The 17,510-nt window shown below is 68.9% G+C and carries 15 protein-coding genes; 9 read left to right on the top strand and 6 right to left on the bottom strand.

The window, feature by feature from the left end:
* Positions 1 to 4: 4 nt before the first annotated feature.
* Complete coding sequence (locus tag ACIRG5_RS16380) at positions 5 to 1,924, bottom strand: helicase-associated domain-containing protein (RefSeq protein ID WP_402905380.1); 1,920 nt, start codon at positions 1,922 to 1,924, stop codon at positions 5 to 7.
* Between the two features lie 75 nt (positions 1,925 to 1,999).
* Between ACIRG5_RS16380 and ACIRG5_RS16375 the strand changes: the two genes are divergently transcribed.
* A complete protein-coding gene (locus ACIRG5_RS16375; RefSeq protein WP_402905379.1) occupies positions 2,000 to 2,650 on the top strand; it encodes a DUF2461 domain-containing protein in 651 nt (216 codons plus the stop codon).
* On the opposite strand, the gene ACIRG5_RS16370 is transcribed toward ACIRG5_RS16375, so the two are convergent.
* Positions 2,595 to 2,942, bottom strand: a complete 348-nt coding sequence (locus tag ACIRG5_RS16370; RefSeq protein WP_319977241.1) for a VanZ family protein — start codon at positions 2,940 to 2,942, stop codon at positions 2,595 to 2,597. The two genes, ACIRG5_RS16375 and ACIRG5_RS16370, sit on opposite strands and share 56 nt — an antisense overlap.
* A gap of 64 nt (positions 2,943 to 3,006) precedes the next feature.
* Between ACIRG5_RS16370 and pyk the strand changes: the two genes are divergently transcribed.
* Both pyk and tesB read left to right on the top strand, forming a co-directional pair.
* On the top strand, positions 3,007 to 4,431 hold the full coding sequence (gene pyk / locus ACIRG5_RS16365) for a pyruvate kinase (RefSeq protein WP_402905377.1): 1,425 nt from the start codon (positions 3,007 to 3,009) through the stop codon (positions 4,429 to 4,431).
* Positions 4,432 to 4,540: 109 nt separating this feature from the next.
* Positions 4,541 to 5,458, top strand: coding sequence for an acyl-CoA thioesterase II (gene tesB, locus ACIRG5_RS16360; RefSeq protein WP_402905375.1), 918 nt, complete (start codon positions 4,541 to 4,543; stop codon positions 5,456 to 5,458).
* A gap of 143 nt (positions 5,459 to 5,601) precedes the next feature.
* On the opposite strand, the gene ACIRG5_RS16355 is transcribed toward tesB, so the two are convergent.
* The gene (locus ACIRG5_RS16355) at positions 5,602 to 6,108 is read right to left on the bottom strand and encodes an Lrp/AsnC family transcriptional regulator (RefSeq protein ID WP_402905373.1); all 507 of its coding nucleotides are present in this window, start codon (positions 6,106 to 6,108) and stop codon (positions 5,602 to 5,604) included.
* Positions 6,109 to 6,168: 60 nt separating this feature from the next.
* Here ACIRG5_RS16355 and ACIRG5_RS16350 point away from each other — a divergent pair, with 60 nt between their 5' ends.
* Positions 6,169 to 6,762, top strand: a complete 594-nt coding sequence (locus ACIRG5_RS16350; protein ID WP_402905371.1) for a LysE family translocator — start codon at positions 6,169 to 6,171, stop codon at positions 6,760 to 6,762.
* Here ACIRG5_RS16350 and ACIRG5_RS16345 read toward each other — a convergent pair.
* On the bottom strand, positions 6,745 to 7,047 hold the full coding sequence (locus ACIRG5_RS16345) for a DUF2218 domain-containing protein (RefSeq protein WP_330273382.1): 303 nt from the start codon (positions 7,045 to 7,047) through the stop codon (positions 6,745 to 6,747). The two genes, ACIRG5_RS16350 and ACIRG5_RS16345, sit on opposite strands and share 18 nt — an antisense overlap.
* Positions 7,048 to 7,168: 121 nt before the next feature.
* Between ACIRG5_RS16345 and gndA the strand changes: the two genes are divergently transcribed.
* Positions 7,169 to 8,599, top strand: a complete 1,431-nt coding sequence (gndA, locus tag ACIRG5_RS16340; RefSeq protein WP_402905369.1) for an NADP-dependent phosphogluconate dehydrogenase — start codon at positions 7,169 to 7,171, stop codon at positions 8,597 to 8,599.
* Positions 8,596 to 10,131: a D-alanyl-D-alanine carboxypeptidase/D-alanyl-D-alanine-endopeptidase gene (gene dacB, locus ACIRG5_RS16335; protein ID WP_402905367.1), complete on the top strand. Its 1,536-nt coding sequence runs from the start codon at positions 8,596 to 8,598 to the stop codon at positions 10,129 to 10,131. Before gndA ends, dacB begins: the two co-directional genes overlap by 4 nt.
* 55 nt (positions 10,132 to 10,186) lie before the next feature.
* On the opposite strand, the gene ACIRG5_RS16330 is transcribed toward dacB, so the two are convergent.
* On the bottom strand, positions 10,187 to 12,400 hold the full coding sequence (locus ACIRG5_RS16330; RefSeq protein ID WP_402905365.1) for a SulP family inorganic anion transporter: 2,214 nt from the start codon (positions 12,398 to 12,400) through the stop codon (positions 10,187 to 10,189).
* Between the two features lie 388 nt (positions 12,401 to 12,788).
* Complete coding sequence (locus ACIRG5_RS16325) at positions 12,789 to 13,106, bottom strand: hypothetical protein (RefSeq protein WP_093597178.1); 318 nt, start codon at positions 13,104 to 13,106, stop codon at positions 12,789 to 12,791.
* Between the two features lie 166 nt (positions 13,107 to 13,272).
* Here ACIRG5_RS16325 and ACIRG5_RS16320 point away from each other — a divergent pair, with 166 nt between their 5' ends.
* The 3 genes from ACIRG5_RS16320 to ACIRG5_RS16310 all read left to right on the top strand — a co-directional run bounded on the left by ACIRG5_RS16320 (position 13,273) and on the right by ACIRG5_RS16310 (position 17,491).
* Positions 13,273 to 14,118: a helix-turn-helix domain-containing protein gene (locus ACIRG5_RS16320; protein WP_402905363.1), complete on the top strand. Its 846-nt coding sequence runs from the start codon at positions 13,273 to 13,275 to the stop codon at positions 14,116 to 14,118.
* A gap of 23 nt (positions 14,119 to 14,141) precedes the next feature.
* Positions 14,142 to 14,333, top strand: a complete 192-nt coding sequence (locus ACIRG5_RS16315) for a DUF397 domain-containing protein (protein WP_402905361.1) — start codon at positions 14,142 to 14,144, stop codon at positions 14,331 to 14,333.
* Positions 14,334 to 14,656: 323 nt separating this feature from the next.
* Positions 14,657 to 17,491 (top strand): AfsR/SARP family transcriptional regulator, encoded by a 2,835-nt coding sequence (locus tag ACIRG5_RS16310; protein WP_402905359.1) that lies wholly within the window; start codon positions 14,657 to 14,659, stop codon positions 17,489 to 17,491.
* Positions 17,492 to 17,510: the final 19 nt, after the last annotated feature.

Below are 17,510 nucleotides of genomic sequence, written 5' to 3'. Positions count from 1 at the left end.
CTGTTCATTCCGGCAGCGCGACCTCGCGGACGTGCCCGATGTCGAACTCCCTGCTCGTGCCGTCCTCGCAGTCCGCGCTCAGGACGCCTTCGAGGTGTTTGGTCGGCACGATCACGTGCGTGTCGGTCCTGCGCGGCCCGGTCGCGTACTTGATCTCGACGCGGCTCCCGTCGACCAGCGCCGACGACAGCAGCACGACCTCCTCGTCGCGCAGGAAGACGTTCTGGTCGCGCAGCATCCGCGCCGCGTTGGCCCGTGGCGCGCCGGGCCCGACGCTCGGCCGTTCCTGCTCCACCAGCCGGACCGCGAGCTGGGTCAGCTCCAGGTCGTTCATCTCGGTGCGCCACCACCGCTCCGGCTTGCGCTCACCGCGGGCGGAGGCCCGCAGCCGGCCGATGCTTTCCACAATGGACTTGTCGCCGGCGTCCAGCCCGGTCGGCGCGTACCCGCACCGGCGCAACGCCGCGAGCGTCTCGGCCATCGGCTGGGCCGACGCCAGCACCGTCGGCGCGAGGAACCGCAGCTTGAGCGACGCGAGCCGCTTCGACCTGGCGATCTCCTGCAGCAGCGTGGGATCCGAGCCCCGCACGCAACTCACCACGTCCGTCACGGTCAGCTGTCCGTGCCGTCGCGCCACGTCCTGCACCTGGTACTCGATCACCTGCGGCAACGGGGCCTCCGACACGGCGTTCAGCCGCGCGAGCACCTCGTCGGCGGACAGTCCGGAGTCCAGCGCACGCCGCACCGACCCGGCGGACAGCCGCCACACCCGTGCGGCGTCGTTGTCCTCCAGGTCCGCCACCAGGTTCAGGGTGGCGCTCAGCTCGGGCGACGGCAGGCCGTTCACCACGGCGGTCATGTCCGTCTGGAACGCGGCTTTCTCCGTCGCCGGGGGCATCAGCTCGCCGGCCGCGGTGTCGACATCGCCGTCGTGCCGCACCGCCACTCCCAGCGGCGTGAGCGCGCCGCCCGCCACCAGTCCCAGCGACTCCATCTCGCTGATCACCGCCATGGTCGCCCTCGGGTCGTGCACGGCGGGGCGTTCCCAGACGAGGTCGTCGACCAGCTCGTTGATGTTCGTGAAGGCCTCCTCCGCCGAGAACCGCTCCAGCGCGCTGCGGCGCAGCAGCAGCCCGGCGGCACCGGTGTAGTCGCGCAACGCCGCGCGCGCCTGGTCCGGTTCCGGCCGCCAGTCCATCCGCCGCCACGCCGCGACCAGCGCCGCGAGCCGCGGACCCGGTTGCGAGTCGAGCCACGCGTCGCCCTGGTTGGTCGGCAGCAGCCGCGACCGTTCCACGCCGACCAGCTGGGCCTCGGCCGCGAGCTCCAGCCACAGCCGCAGCACGCCGTCCGAGACCCGCAGTGCCCGCGCGACCCGCCGGATCTCCACGGTCGCCACGCCACCGGTGTAGCGGGCGTCGAACGTGTCCTGCTCGCAGTACGCCAGCAGCCGCGCCACTCCGTCCACAGTGGACATCGCGGACACGATGGGTGAGACCTGGGACGCCTTGCGCCTGCCCGGGGTCTTCGGCCGCAACGTCAGCTCGCCCTGCGCCGCACCGCTCGTCCGCACCGAGTTCACCGCGATCAGCCGTGACCCCTCCGGCCAGGCCAGTGCCCGTTGCTTCAGCTCACCGAGCGCTCGTTCGAAGTCACCGACCGTGCAGTGCAGTTCGGCGCACACCGTGTCGACGGTGCCGGTGTTGTTCTGCGCCACGATCGCGCCGAGCACGTCGAGCGCGCCCTGGTCCAGCGTGTCCTCGACGGCGTGCACCGAGTCGGAGTCGGTCAGTTGCGTCGCGAGGTCCTTCAACGTCCGGATGAAGCGGTCGGCGACGTCGCGGCGGTACAAGAGTATCGCGGCCACCTCGTCCGGCCCGAGTTGGAGGAGCCAGGTCGCGAGCGCGTTGATACGGCGTGGCATTCACCGGATTATGGCCTGATTGTGTGTTCTCAAACGAATTTTCACGCTCATGGGCGATCCGCCTAGGCTGACTCGGTGACGTTCGACGGTTTCGGCGAGTACGCCATTGACTTCTACGACGGCTTGGTCCTGGACAACTCGAAGGCGTACTGGGACGACAACAAGGAGACCTACCTGCGCGACGTGCGGGCCCCGATGGAGGCGCTGCTGCTCGCACTGGAGAAGGAGTTCGGCGAGGGCAAGGTGTTCCGGCCCTACCGCGACGTGCGGTTCGCCAAGGACAAGACGCCGTACAAGGACCACTGCGGCGCTGTCATCGAGAAGGGACGCGGCGGCGGCGCGTACTACGTGCAGCTCAGTCCCGAGGGCCTGATGACCGGCGGCGGCTCGTTCCACATGCAGTCCGACCAGCTCGCCCGCTACCGTGCCTCGGTCGGCGCGCACGGCGTTCTGCTGCGCAAGATCGTGGACAAGCTGGTCGAGCAGGGCTGGCAGGTGGCGGGCGACGTGATGAAGTCGAAGCCGCGCGGGTTCGACGACGACCACCCGCACCTCGACCTGCTCAAGCACCGGTCGCTCTACGTCCGCAAGGTCTGGGAGCCGGACGACGTGCTGCACGAGCCGGGCTGCCTCGACCGGGTGCGCAAGTCGTGGAGGCAGCTCAAGGACCTCAACGCGTGGTGCGCGGACCACGTCGGCGTGAGCGAGACCACCAGGTCGCGGTAGCCCACCCCAGACCGATCCCGAGGACGTCCACCAGCGCGTCGAGCACGTCGCCGCTGCGGTGAAGAGGCGTGACCAGCTGCTGGAGCACCTCCGAAACGCCTGCGTAGACCACCAGCAGCGGCAAAATGCGAGGAAGTTTCGCGTACAGGCCGGTGAACGCGAGCAGGGCGAACAGCAGCGTGTGGACCACCTTGTCCGTACCAGGTGGCGAGCTCGGCACACCTGACTCGGGGGTGAACAGAACGACGACACTGAGCGACGCCGCGATCACAAAAGGCAGTACTCGACCCATGGTCCGAACATTACTGACTGGTAGTTCGGGATCGGTCCAGGAACGGGGTCTACTCTCTCTACACGTGAGTCGACGCGCAAAGATCGTCTGTACCCTCGGTCCCGCCACTGGCACGCCGGAAAAGGTCCGTGACCTGGTAGCGGCCGGTATGGACGTGGCCAGGATGAACTTCAGCCACGGCAGCCATGCCGACCACAAGCAGGTTTACGACATGGTCCGCGCGGCAGCCGACGAGTCCGGCCGCGCCGTGGGAATCCTCGCCGACCTCCAGGGCCCCAAGATCCGCCTCGGCCGTTTCGCCGCGGGTCCGGTGGACTGGAACACCGGCGACATCGTCCGCATCACCGTCGAGGACGTCGAGGGCACGCACGACCGCGTGTCGACGACGTACAAGGAGCTCGCGAAGGACGCCAAGGTCGGCGACCGCATGCTCGTCGACGACGGCAAGGTCGCGCTCGTGGTCGTCGAGGTCGAAGGCTCCGACGTCGTGGCCGAGGTGACCGAGGGCGGTCCCGTCAGCAACAACAAGGGCCTCTCGCTGCCCGGCATGGACGTCTCCGTGCCCGCCATGTCCGAGAAGGACATCGAGGACCTCGAGTTCGCGCTCTCGCTGGGCGTGGACTTCATCGCCCTGTCGTTCGTCCGCTCGCCGGCCGACATCGACCTGGTCCACCAGGTCATGGACCGCAGCGGCGGCAAGCGCCTCCCGGTGATCGCGAAGATCGAGAAGCCGGAGGCCGTGGACAACCTCGAGGCCATCGTGCTGGCCTTCGACGGCGTCATGGTCGCCCGCGGTGACCTGGGCGTCGAGCTCCCGCTGGAGCACGTGCCGCTGGTGCAGAAGCGCGCGATCCAGATCGCCCGCGAGAACGCCAAGCCGGTCATCGTCGCGACCCAGATGCTCGACTCGATGATCACGAACTCCCGCCCGACCCGTGCCGAGACGTCCGACGTCGCGAACGCGGTGCTCGACGGCGCGGACGCCCTGATGCTGTCCGGCGAGACCTCGGTCGGCCGCTACGCCATCGAGTCCGTGCAGACCATGGGCCGCATCATCGAGGCCGTCGAGACCGAGTCGGTCGTCGTGCCGCCGCTGACGCACGTCCCGCGCACCAAGCGCGGCGTGATCTCGTACGCGGCCCGCGACATCGGCGAGCGCCTCAACGCCAAGGCCCTGGTCGCGTTCACGCAGTCCGGTGACACGGTCCGCCGCCTCGCCCGTCTGCACACGCACCTGCCGCTGCTGGCCTTCACGCCGGAGCCGGCCGTGCGCTCGCAGCTGTCGCTGACGTGGGGCACCGAGACGTTCCTGGTGCCGCGCGTCGAGTCCACCGACGAGATGGTCCGCCAGGTCGACGTGGCCATGATCGAGATCGGCCGCTACTCCGCCGGTGACCTCATGGTCGTCGTCGCCGGATCGCCTCCCGGCACCATCGGGTCGACGAACCTCATCCGGGTGCACCGCCTGGGCGAGGACGACCACGCGTAAGTGCTCTGACTCTCAGTCAGGCCTGTCGTGATGCCGGCCCTGCTCCCGCATACTGGACGTGTGCCGGGAGCAGGGCCGGTGCCTTGCCCAGACCGAGGAGAGTTCCGCAGTGACTGAGGCCGCCCGTGCCGCCGCTTCGAGCCCGTCGGGCCTGAGTGGACAATCCGCAGTGGACGACCTGGTCGCGTTGCTCGACCTGGAACGCATCGAGGAGAACATCTTCCGCGGTGTGTCACCCGCCGAGTCGCCCGTGCGCGTCTTCGGCGGCCAGGTGGCGGGCCAGGCCCTGGTCGCCGCGGGCCGCACCGTCCCGGTCGAACGCAGGGTGCACTCGCTGCACTCGTACTTCATCCGCCCCGGCGACCCGCGCGTGCCGATCGTGTACGAGGTGGACCGCATCCGCGACGGCCGCTCGTTCACCACCCGCCGCGTCGTGGCCGTGCAGCACGGCAAGGCCATCTTCTCGCTGTCCGCATCCTTCCAGCTGGACGAGCAGGGCGTCGAGCACTCGTCGGAGATGCCCGACGTGCCGGACCCCGAGTCGCTGCCGACGTGGAGCGAGTCCGCCAAGAGCTACCCGCTGGTGAACCTGAAGTTCCCGCGCCCCATCGACGTCCGCTACGTGACCGAGCCGCCGTGGGAGTCGCGTGAGGACGGTCCGGGCCGGGCCGCGTCACAGGTGTGGATGAAGGCCGACGGCAAGCTGCCGGACGACCCGATGCTGCAGCTCTGCGTGATGACGTACGCGTCGGACATGACGCTGCTGGACGGGGTTCTGGCGCGGCACGGCGTTTATTGGGGACTGGACAAGGTTCTCGGGGCCTCTCTGGACCACGCCATGTGGTTCCACCGGCCGTTCCGGGCCGACGAGTGGTTGTTGTACGACACGTCTTCGCCTACCGCGTCCGGGAATCGTGGGCTGGCGACCGGTCGGTTCTTCACCCGGGACGGGCAGCTGGTGGCGACCGTGGTGCAGGAAGGGCTGATCCGGGTGATCAAGTCTTCCGGTGACGACGAGCAGGCGTAGTGGTTGACGCCGGTGCTGTGACAGCTCGGTGTGAACAGACGAGTCGGAGCGGTGACGGCAGGACTGCTGGCGTTCCGGACAACACCGCCCTGGAACAGCAGGTGCGTGAGTCGGGCGTGTGGAGGATCGACGACTGCGGCTGATCAGGCCTTGCGTCGCCGGTGCGTCGGACGCAGGGTCGCCGGCGGCGTCAGCGCACGGGTCTCCACCCGCTCCAGCACCACCGAACTGGTCAGGTTCCGCACCTCCGTCCGCGAGGCGATCTTGTCCATCAGGAACGCCTGCAGGTGCGTGGACCCGGCGACGGCGATGTGGATCAGGAAATCGGCCTGCCCGGACACGTGGAAGATCGACCGGGTCTCCGGCTGAGCCATCACGAACGCCCGGAACCCGGCCACCACGGTCCGGGTGTGCGGCCGCACGTTCACCGAGATCACGGCCTCCAGCGGCAGCCCTGTGGTGGCCGGGTCGACGACGGCGTGGCACCCCGTGATCACGCCCAGATCGCGCAGCCGCCGCACCCGCTGCAAACACGACGACGGCGCAAGACCCACGATCTCCGCCAGCGCCCGGTTCGGCAGGGTGGCGTCGTTCTGCAACTCCTCCAGGATGTGCCAGTCGACCGAATCCAGTTCGGCTTGTTCGCGCATAACCGAACATCGTACTGACCTGCTGGAACTCGCACGAACAAACCACGGACGATCTGCGCCATGCACATCGCGTGGACGTCGTTCCTGCTGGCACTCGTGGTGATCACGGTCGTGCCCGGTCCCGACTTCGTACTGGTCATGGGGAACGCGGTCCGGAGCTTCAAGAAGGGCGTCGAGGCGGCGCTCGGTGTGCTCACCGGGCTGCTGATTCACGCGACGCTCGCGACGGTCGGGTTGTCCGCGCTCGTGGCGGCGGCTCCGGCGGCGCTGTTCGTGGTCAAGGCGATCGGCGCGCTCTACCTCGCGTACATCGGCTTCATGACGCTGAGGTCCGCCAGCAAGCCGCTGGCCGAGCAGCCTCAGCAGAAGAACGTGTTCCTGCGCGGCATGTTGTGCGACCTGTTGAACCCCAAGGTGATGCTCACGTTCCTGAGTCTCATCCCGCAGGCGATGGACCCGAACGCCGCGCCCCTTCCGCAGGCGGCCTTGCTGAGCGCCGTCACGGTCGGGGTGTTCGCGGTGTTCTGGGTCATCGTGGTGCCGTCGGCGCGTCAGCTGGGCAGGCTGTTGAGCAGGCCCAGGACGCGCGCAATGTTCGAGAGGGTCTGTGGGACCGCTCTCATCGGACTGGCGGCGTCAGTTCTCGCTACCTGAGTCCCACGTGACGGACAGCTCGTCGCGCGTCCCGAAGCGGACGAGGTGCCGTTCCACGACGTCCTGCAGCCGGGCCACGTCCTCCTCCGAGGTGCAGACCACGCGCATGATCAACGCGTCGTCCGCGGCCTCGAACTCCGCGAGGCCTGCCGAGAAGCGGACGAAGCCGCGGGTGTCCTCCCAGGACCCTTCGAGGTCCTTCGCCGTGAAGTGCTTCACCAGCTGCGATCCGTACCTGGGGGCACGGTCGGTCGCCGAGCGTCCCACGCTCGTGAATTCCGTCATGAAGCCAACTTACGCCTAGCAATACGTACCGGCACGTGACGCGGTTCACCTGGCAAAACGGAGTCTGAGAACACCCTGTGACGTCTCGCGTAAAGGCGCGGAACACGGCAGGCTGTCGCGTATGACGGAAGGCAAAGCACGTATCGCGGTCACCGGTCTTGCCACCATGGGCAGCAACCTCGCGCGGAACCTCGCGCGGCACGGTTTCAAAGTGGCCGTGCACAACCGGACGCCCGCGAAGATGAAGGCTCTGCTCGACGAGCACGGCCACGAGGGCGACTTCGTCGGCGCCGAGACGCTGCAGGATCTGGTCGACAGCCTGCAGACGCCGCGCCAGATCATCATCATGGTCAAGGCGGGTGGCCCGACCGACGCCGTCATCGACGAGCTGAGCGGGATCCTCGAACCCGGCGACATGGTCATCGACGGCGGCAACGCCCACTTCAACGACACGCGTCGCCGTGAGGCCGCGCTGAAGGAGAAGGGGCTGCTGTTCGTCGGCGCCGGCATCTCCGGTGGCGAGGAGGGCGCGCTCAACGGCCCGAGCATCATGCCGGGCGGTCCCGCGGAGTCCTACAAGCACGTCGGGCCGGTCTTCGAGGAGATCGCGGCCAAGGTGGACGGTCAGCCGTGCTGCGTGCACGTCGGGCCGGACGGCGCCGGGCACTTCGTGAAGATGGTGCACAACGGCATCGAGTACGCCGACATGCAGCTGATCGCCGAGGCGTACGACCTGCTGAGCCGCATCGGCGGGCAGACGCCGTCGGAGATCTCCGAGGTCTTCACGCAGTGGAACTCGGGCGACCTGGAGTCGTACCTGGTCGAGATCACCGCCGAGGTCCTCAAGCACGTCGACGCGGACGGCACGCCACTCGTGCAGGTCATCGAGGACGCGGCGGAGCAGAAGGGCACCGGCCGCTGGACCGTGCAGGAGGCGCTGGAACTGGGTGTGCCGGTCACCGGTATCGCCGAGGCCGTGTTCGCGCGCAGCCTGAGCGGCCACACCGACCAGCGCAAGGCCGTGCGCGAGGCGTTCGGCGCCAGCGAGGTCGTCGCGAAGCCGGACGCCGAACTGGTCGACGACGTGCGCCAGGCGCTCTACGCGTCGAAGGTCGTCGCGTACGCGCAGGGCTTCGACATGATGCGCGAGGCGTCGAAGAACTTCGACTGGAACATCGACCTCGGCGCGATGGCGACGATCTGGCGTGGTGGCTGCATCATCCGCGCGCAGTTCCTCAACCGCATCCGCGAGGCGTACGACGCGAACGCGGACATCGAGTCCTTGTTGGTGGACAACTACTTCCGCGACGCGGTGCAGAACGCCGAGGCCGCGTGGCGCCGGGTTGTGGTGCGAGCAGTGGAATCCGGCGTGCCGACGCCGGGGTTCGTGTCCGCTTTGGCCTACTACGACGGACTTCGGTCGGAACGTCTGCCTGCCGCGCTCGTCCAGGGACAGCGGGACTTCTTCGGGGCGCACACCTACAGGCGCATCGACAAGCCCGGTAGCTTCCACACGTTGTGGTCGGGTGATCGATCAGAGGTGGAAGCGTGAAATTAGGTGTTCTGGGGGCGGTCGTCGCTGTGACGGCAGGGTTGACCCTGACGTCCAGCGGCGGCGCCGTGGCGGTCGGCAACGAGGCCCTCACGGCTGATCTCGACACGATCCTGGCCGACAACGCGCTGAAGGGCGCGGATGTCGGCCTGGTCGTGCGGGACGCCAACTCGGGTGAAGTGATCTACACCAGGCAGAGCAGCAGGCGTTCCCAGGTGGCGTCGAACATGAAGCTGCTCACCACGACGGCGGCGCTGGAACTGCTGGGCCCGGACTACCGCTGGAAGACCGAGCTCGTGTCGGCCGGGACGAAGACCGGGACGGCGCTCGACGGCGACCTGGTGCTGCGCGGTGGCGGCGACCCGACGATGTCCCGGCTGCGCTACCAGCAGCTCGCGGACACGTTGAAGTCCAGCGGTGTCACCACGGTGAACGGCGCGCTCGTCATCGACGACACCAAGTTCGACGCGCAGCCGTACGGCACGGGCTGGGCGTGGGACGACGAGCCGTTCTCCTACAGTGCGGAGACGTCGGCGCTCACGCTCTCGCCGGACGCGAAGTTCAGCGCGGGCACCGTGGTCGTGCGCGTCAAGCCGGGCGCCGCGGCGGGCGCCCCGGCTGTCGTGACGACCGAACCGGCGAACGACCACGTGCAGATCGTGTCCACGGCGACCACCGGCAACGGCGGCGTCTCCGTGGAGCGTGAGCACGGCACGAACCGGATCTTCGTCAGCGGTTCCACGACCGTCGAGACCGCCAAGCTCTCGACGGTCAAGGACCCGACCGGCCTGGTGACGTCGGTGTTCCAGAAGGCGTTGCAGGCCAACGGGATCACCGTCACCGGTGGGGTGAAGAGGCAGAAGGCGCCAGCGAACGCCGCCGTCCTCGCGACCGACACGTCGATGAAGCTCAGCGAGCTGATCGTCCCGTTGCTCAAGGACAGCAACAACATGCTGGCCGAGGTGCTGGTCAAGACCGCGGGTGGCTCGTTCACCAACGGCGTCAACCAGCTCAGCACCAAGTGGTCCGGTCTGGGCGTCGACCCGAACGCGGTCGAGGTCTTCGACGGTTCCGGCATGTCCCGGCTCGACCAGTTCTCGCCGGACGACCTCACCTCGGTGCTGGTCAAGGCGAAGACCAAGCCGTGGTTCGCCGCGTGGCAGGCGTCGCTGCCGGTCGCCGGTGTCGACGGCACGCTGGTCAACCGCATGAAGAACACCCCGGCCGCGGGCAATCTGAAGGCCAAGACCGGGTCGCTGTCCGGCGTCTCGGGCCTGTCCGGCTACGTGAAGACGCAGGCGGGCCGGGAACTGGTGTTCTCGGTGGTGCAGAACAACGTCCTGTTGTTCAACAGCCCGAAGAACATCGAGGACAGGATCGCCGTGCGCCTGGCCTCCGACGGCGGCACGCAGCTGGTGTCGCCGCAGGTCCAGTCCGTGCCGCAGCAGCGCAAGGCTCCGGCGCAGGACCGCACCGAGGTTCCCGCGAAGGAGCGCTTCGACGTGGAGTGCTCCTGGATCGGCACCTGCTAGCCAGAAGCGACAAAGGAGCCGCCCCGAGAACTTTTCGGGGCGGCTCCTCGCTTTTCTACGCCGGTGCCGTCACCGGTTCGAGCCCGTTGCGGTCCGGGTCGACCAGGTACACGCGGGCGTTCGAGATGTCGAAGTACATGCCCTTCAACGTGAGCGTGCCCGCCGCGATGGCCTCCCGCACGCTCGGGTGGGAGAGCAGGTTGTCCAGCTGCTGCGCGACGTTCGCGACGGCGAGCCGGTCGGCCACCGGCAGGTCCGTGCAGCCGGGCGACGTCGGCGCGTGGAAACGGATCAACGACGGTTCGGCGTTGCGCAGCCACGAGTGCAGGTGCGAGCCGCGTGACGCGGACCCGTTCACCAGGGCCTTCATCGCACCGCAGTCGGAGTGTCCACACACGACGATCGTGCTGACGTTCAGGATCTCCACGGCGTACTCGATCGCCGCCCCGACCGAGCTGTCGCCCGCCGACGGCATCGGCACCAGGTTGCCGATGTTGCGCACGCAGAACAGGTCGCCCGGTCCGGACGTGGTGATCAGGTTCGGCACCACGCGGGAGTCCGCGCACGTGATGAACAGCTGCTGGGGCCGCTGCCCGTGCACCGCCAGCTCGTGCAGGAACGGCCGCACCAACGGCGCGGAACGACGTTCGAACTCGTGCATCCCGCGCAGCATCGGATCGCCTTCCGCGGACGACCGCTGCTCCGGCAGCGTCACCGGGCCGGGCGTGCCCTGCCAGTGCGACCACGGTGCGAACCAGCGCGGCAGCGGGCCGGGCAACGTCTTGCGCCGCCCCGGTTTGCCCTGGTTCGCCCGGTCGTACCAGGTGTCGTGCACCTCGTCGACCTGAACCCGGCCACCGAGTCGTTCGTAGCCCTCGCGCCAGTCGTTGATCGCCTCGTAGGACGCGTGGTCCAGGTAGTCGACGTGCAGTTCCAGCACGACGGTCTCGCCCTGCGGCATCCTGCGCAGCTCCCGCACGAGTCGCCCGACTCCCAGGAACACCAACGATCCCCGCACGTACACCCGGTTGCTCTCGACCCGCACCGAGCAGTGCGTCAGCCGGTACAACGCGCGCAGCAACGCGATGGCGAGCCCGGCGACCACGCCCTCCAGCAGTCCGAAGAGGACGACGCCGAGCACGGTCGCCGCGTAGACGAGGAACTCCCGGTGCTGCACCAGGTTCCGCATCCGGGCGACCGACACCAGCCGGAGTCCGACGACGAACAGCACACCCGCGAGCGCCGACAACGGGATCAGCTCCAGGGCGGGGGCGAACGCCAGCACCGCCACCGCGATCCACACGCCCTGGAAGATCGCGGCGTAGCGGGTCTTCGCGCCCGCCGCGACGTTCGTGGAACTGCGTGCCAGGCCACCGCTGATCGGGAACCCGCCGAGCGCGCCCGCGAGCACGTTGCCGGTGCCCTGCGCGATGAGCTCCTTGTCCAGCCGGGCGCGCGGCCCGTCGTGCAGCCGGTCCGTGGCGACGGCCGACAACAGCGACTCCATGCTCGCCACCAGCGCGACCGTGACGATCGCCGTGAGCACGGTGCCGACGCTGCCCCGCGGCATCTCGGGGAACACCAGCGCGTGGCTGTCCGGCAGGTCGACCCTGGCGACGTCGAGGCGCAGCACGAACGCCAGCGCGGTGGCCGTGGCGACGGCGACCAGCGGCGCCGGAATCAGCGAGGCACGCGGAACACGGGGCCACAGCAGCAGAACCGCGATCGCCACGGCGCCGGCCAGCACCGGTCCGAGGTGGGCGCCGACCAGTTCTCCCGGCAGCAACGCGAGGTTCGCGGGCGCCGTCGACGCGGCCGTGCCGCCCAGCACCACCACGAGTTGCCCGACGGCGATGGAGATGCCGATGCCCGCGAGCATGCCGTGCACCACTGCGGGGGACAGCGACATCACCAGGCGGCTGATCCCGGTGAGCCCCAACGCGAGTTGCAGCACTCCCGCGGCCAGCGTGATCGCCGCGGTGGCCGCCCACCCGAACTGCGCGACCAGTCCGGCCACGATCACCACGAGCCCGGTTCCCGGCCCGCTGATCTGCAACGGCGCTCCGCTGATCGCGCCGACGACCACGCCGCCGATGACCGCGGAGATGATCCCGGCCATCAGCGGCGCGCCCGTGGCGTGCGCGATGCCGAGCGACAACGGGATCGAGATGAGGAACAGCACGAAGCTCGCGGGCAGGTCGTGCTTGAGGATCAGCGGTGGACCGTGCGGGGTGTGGTCGCCGGTGTTGGACCTGGGCTGATGGTTCACGAGATTTTCCTTTGCTGAATAGCGGCATGGCCCTGTGCGACGGCTGCACAGGGCGGGGAGGGGGAGCGAGTTCAGAAGATGGCGCTCTGGAGGCGCTCTAAAGGCAGCATGCGGCGCGGCCGGACGGCTTCGAGCTCGTCGGCGCGGTCATGCGGGGTCGGCACGGGAACACCTCCGTGTCGGCACAGGCATCATGGGGCGGGATCAGGCCGCGTCGCCCTCAATGATGAGGCCGGAATCGGTGCTGTGACAGATCTTTCAGCCAACCGTGTTGATCTTGGGTGGCGTCGTCACGCGAGGTGATCACGAAGAAGGGCCGGCTCCGGTCGGGGGGTGCGGAGCCGGCCCAAGTCGGGTCGGAACTGAAGAACTATCGAGTTCGGAGAATTCAGCCTACCGAGCGCAGATGCTTGCCGTGCGCAGTCTCCTGGCCGACGACGGTCAGAATCAGCTGCGCCGAGAGATAAGCACGGCACGGTGCGGGCATCCGCCGTGAGAACCAGCCGCGCTTGCAGGTCGCGCACCGGCCGTGCTCGTCGGGCTGGTGCTCGTCGAGCAACGCCTTCACCACCGCGACCACCCTCGGCAACTCAACCCTGGCGAGTACGAGAGCGGTCTGGTCGTCGCCACGTGCGGCGAGGTCGGTGAGTGTGGCCAGGTGGGAGTGCAGCGACTTGTCCAGTTGGCTGAACACCGTGACGGCCATCAGGCTCAGAGCTCCAGTCCTTACGTAAGCAGCCCCAGCAGACTGTCGCGTCGAACCTGCGATCTGCAAGTTGCAGTACACGAATGGATGACGTCTCTTTGCGACGAGCTCCTTTGCTCTCAAACTGGGTACGGCCAGGAGGTGTGGATGCCGTCCAGGAGGAGTCATGCGGGGTAGCAGCCCGACTCTGCGCAAGCGCCGGCTCGTGAGCGAGCTCCGGCGACTGCGCGAAGTGGCAGGGCTGACGATCGAGGAGGTGGGCGAGCGCCTGGAGTGCTCGGCCTCCAAGATCAGCCGCATCGAGACCGGCCGTGTGGGGGTGAGCCCGCGTGACGTGCGGGACATGCTCAACGTTTACGGCGCGGACGCCGCCACCCTCGAGGAACTGGTTCAGCTGGCAAGGGAAGCCCGTCGCAAGGCGTGGTGGGACGAGTTCGGCGACATCGTGCCCGGTCGTTACGTGGGGTACGAGGCCGACGCGGACTCGATCAGGACCTACCAGGGGCTGATGATCCCGGGCCTGCTGCAGTGCGAGTCGTACACGAGGGCGTTGATCTCCCAGGTGCTGCCGGACGCGCGCACCGCCGAGATCGACCGCCGCGTCCGGTTGCGCAAGGCCAGGCAGGCCCTGCTCAGCGAGGACGACCCGTTGCGCCTGCACGTCGTGATCGACGAAGCCGCCCTGCGCAGGCTCGTCGGCGGCGCCGAGGTGATGCGCGTGCAGATGGCGCGTCTTCTCGAAGTCGGTGCGTTTCCGAACGTCACGATGCAGGTCGTGCCGTTCAGCGCCGGAGGTCATGCTGCGATGGACGGCCCGTTCGTCATCCTGAGCTTTCCCGAGCAGCTCGACTCCGACGTCGTCTACATCGAGAGCACCAGAAGCGGCGTCTACCTGGAACAACAGTCGGACGTCCATTCCTACGCCGAGATGTTCGAGCGGCTGGTGAGTTCCGCCCTGACCCCGCGGGAATCGGCAACGTTGATCACCGAGATCGCTCGCACTCTCGCGTGACCGCGAACCGGGGAGTGAACAGAGTGGAAACCTTGCGTTGGCGCAAGAGCAGCAGATCATCGGCCGGTGGGCCCGAGTGCGTCGAGATCGCGCTCGTCCCATCAGGTGCGGCCGTTCGTGACAGCAAGAACGCGGACGGGGCGCGGCTGAGGTTCGGCGGTGCGGGATGGGACACGTTCCTCACCGCCGCGAAGACGGGCTCTTTTGTCAGCTGATCGAAAGACGAGAACGAGGAAGGCCCCGGCTGGATCAACCAGCCGGGGCCTTCTCGCGTAAGGGGACGTGGGCCGGCCGGCGTTCCGCCGCCGCGGGCTGGATGCCCCTTGCACGCCGGCCGACCCACGTCGATCATGGGGAGCAGCGGGTGTTCCGCTGTCCGGTCCAACCTGCTCAGACTCGCTGATCTTCGGTTTCCGTTGATCTCGCGGTCTGTGGTTGGTTGGACACGCTAAGCGTAAGAATGGCTTCTACAGCACGACTGGAGCCCGACTGAAGTGATCTTCAAGCTCCAGGTGGACCACAGGCGAAGGACAGATCGGTGACGCACGGCGAGGAACCCCTTCGGTTCGAGGTTCTCGGCCTTCTCCGAGTCGTTCGCGCAGGTCAAGAGGTTGATCTCGGTGCGGCGAAGCAGCGCGCCGTCCTCGCGGTCCTGCTGCTGGAGCGCAACACACCGGTCAACCGCGGGCAGATCATCGAGGCCGTGTGGGGCGACAACGTGCCCTCGAGTGCAGTGAACCTGGTTCAGACCTACGTCGCCGGACTGCGCAGGGCGCTCGAACCGACCCGTGCGCGCAGGGCTCCCGCCGAGCTGCTGACCTCGGTCGGCGACGGCTACCTGATGCGTGTGGAGCCCGGCGCCCTCGATCTCGACGTGTTCGAACGTCAGGTCCTGCTCGCGAACCGCATGCGCGCCGCCGGTGATCTCGCCGGAGCCGCGGTCGAACTGGACGACGCGCTGGCGCTGTTCCGCGCCGAACCGCTGGGCGGTGTCTCCGGCCTGCACGCCGACGTCGAACGCGGCCGTCTCGTGGAACGCCGGCTGGCGGTGCTGGAGGAACGCGCCGAGCTGGGCCTCGCGATCGGGCAGGGCCCGGAACTGGTCTCGCAGCTCGGGTCGATGGTCGCCGAGCACCCGTTGCGCGAACGCGGCCACGGCCTGCTGATGCGAGCGCTGGTCCAGGCGGGCCGTCAGGCCGAGGCGCTGGCCGCCTACCGGGAGGCCCGCGCCGTGCTGATCGAGGAACTCGGCGTCGAACCGGGTCCCGAACTGCGCCGGGTGCACCAGGCCGTGCTGGCGGGGGACAGCCCCGAGCCGGAACGCGCGCCGGTCCGCGTGCCGCACCAGCCGAGCGCTCCCGAACCCGCGCCGATGACGATCCCCGCCCAGTTGCCGCGCGCTCCGGTCGCGCTGGTCGGCCGGGACCCCGAGCTCGGCCTCATGGACGCGTTGCTGCGCGGCCACGACGGCCCGGTGATGCTGGTGACCGGTCCTGCGGGGGTGGGCAAGACCGCGCTCGCCCTGCACTGGGCGCACCGGGTCCGCGAGGAGTTCCCGGACGGCCAGCTCTACGTCGACGTGCACGGCTACGACCCGAACCGGGAGCCGCTGGAGATCGGCGAGGTGCTCAACCGGTTCCTGCGCGCACTGGGCGTTCCGGCCGGTGACACCCCGGTCTCGGTCGACGAACGCTCGGCGCTGCTGCGCACGTTGCTGGCCGACCGCCGGATGCTCGTGATGCTCGACAACGTCCGCAGCTCGGCCGACCTGCTGCCGTTGCTGCCGGGCGCGCCCTCGTGCGTCGTCGTGACCTCGCGCCGCCGGTTGGTCGGGCTGGTCGCGCAGGTCGAGGCGAAGCTGATCGAACTGGACATGCTCGACCCGGACGCCGCCGTCGACGTGCTCGGCCGCATCGCCGGCCGGACGGACATCGAGGCCGGTGCGCTGCGTGAACTGGCCGAGCTGTGCGACGGCCTGCCGCTGGCGTTGCGGATCGCCGCGGCCCGTCTCGCCGTGTCCCCTCGTCTGCGCGTGGCCGAACTGGTCGAAGAACTGCAGGACGAGCAGGGCCGCCTGGCCGCACTCGGCCTGGAGGACGGTGAGGGCACCGTACGAGCCGCCCTGGACGCCTCACGCCGTGCGTTGCCCGCGGAGCCATCGCGGTTGCTGGCGATCGTCGGCCTGCACCCCGGCGCGGACCTGACCCCGCACGTGGTCGCGGCGATGGGCGACGTGGCGTTGCTGGAGGCCCAACGCGCGCTGGACGCGTTGACCGCCGCGAACCTGCTGTCCGTCAGCGAACCCGGCAGGCACGTCGCCCACGACATCGTCCGCGTCTACACGAAAACGCTGGCCGGAGAGCTGTCCGAACCGGAACGCCGTGCCGCCACCGGCCGGATGCTCGACTACTACCTGCACTGCGCGGACCTCGCCGACGGGTTGTTGCCGATCAACCGCGGCAGCGTCCTGGTCGCGCCCGAGCACCGGCCCGTCCACGTTCCGGCGATCTCCGGTGCCGCGGACGCGACGGCCTGGTTCGACGCCGAGCGCGCCAACCTGATCGCCGCCGCCGAGCTCGCCTCGGGTTCCGGCTGGCACGTCCACGCGTGGCAGCTGCCGTACACGTTGTCGCGGTACCTCTGGCTGCGGACCGAGCGCGAGACCTCCCTGCGCCTCACCGAGGCCGCGTTGCAGGCCGCCATCGCGCTGAACGACGACGACGCCCGGTTCGTCATGCAGTTCAACCTCGGCGTCGCGTTGTTGCAGTTCGAACGCTTCGAAGAGGCTCTGCAGGCTCAGCAGGGAGCGCTGGAAGTGGCCCGCCGCAAGGAGGACGTGCATCAGCAGGCACGTGCCCTGACGACGGTCGCCGGCACGTTGCAGGACCTGGGCCGGGCCGCCGAGGCCGAGGCGCACTACCGCGAGGCCATGGAGATCTCGCGCATCGCGGGCTCGAAGTGGGCCGAGGCCAACGCCCACCACCACCTCGGCCTGTTGTACCTGAGCACCCAGCGCTTCGACGACGCGATGCCGTGGCTGCGCGTGGCGTTGCGGATGTACCACGAGGTCGGCGAGCAGTGCGGGGAAGCGGCCTGTCACGTCGACATCTCCACGGCTCTGCTGGAGACCGGTGACACGGACGGTGCGCTGTCCTCGGCCCGTACGGCGTTGGCAGTGGCGTGCGATGCCGTCTCGCCGTACCACCAGGCGTTGGCGCATGACCGGCTCGCGGCGGTGTTCGAGCAGCTGAACGCGGCGGGGGCGACGGCGCACTGGCAGCGCGCGCTGGCGTTGTTCAGCGAGCTGGGAGCGCCGGAGGCCGACGGGGTAAGGGCTCGGCTGGCTCGCGCACGTGCGGTGACGGTCGGGTAAGGGATCCGGCGGGCAGGAC

It is taken from the genome of Lentzea sp. NPDC102401 (genome assembly GCF_044765805.1).
Lineage (GTDB): Bacteria > Actinomycetota > Actinomycetes > Mycobacteriales > Pseudonocardiaceae > Lentzea > Lentzea sokolovensis.
Note: the sequence above shows the minus strand (reverse complement) of the source record. Positions and strands in the feature narration are given on the sequence as shown.

Bases quoted from the DNA above. Each gene is read 5' to 3' on its own strand.
- ACIRG5_RS16320 (WP_402905363.1), top strand. From the start codon at position 13,273: ATGCGGGGTAGCAGCCCGACTCTGCGCAAGCGCCGGCTCGTGAGCGAG.
- ACIRG5_RS16380 (WP_402905380.1), bottom strand. From the start codon at position 1,924: ATGCCACGCCGTATCAACGCGCTCGCGACCTGGCTCCTCCAACTCGGG.
- ACIRG5_RS16325 (WP_093597178.1), bottom strand. From the start codon at position 13,106: ATGGCCGTCACGGTGTTCAGCCAACTGGACAAGTCGCTGCACTCCCAC.
- ACIRG5_RS16350 (WP_402905371.1), top strand. From the start codon at position 6,169: ATGCACATCGCGTGGACGTCGTTCCTGCTGGCACTCGTGGTGATCACG.
- ACIRG5_RS16355 (WP_402905373.1), bottom strand. From the start codon at position 6,108: ATGCGCGAACAAGCCGAACTGGATTCGGTCGACTGGCACATCCTGGAG.
- ACIRG5_RS16345 (WP_330273382.1), bottom strand. From the start codon at position 7,047: ATGACGGAATTCACGAGCGTGGGACGCTCGGCGACCGACCGTGCCCCC.
- gndA (WP_402905369.1), top strand. From the start codon at position 7,169: ATGACGGAAGGCAAAGCACGTATCGCGGTCACCGGTCTTGCCACCATG.
- ACIRG5_RS16370 (WP_319977241.1), bottom strand. From the start codon at position 2,942: ATGGGTCGAGTACTGCCTTTTGTGATCGCGGCGTCGCTCAGTGTCGTC.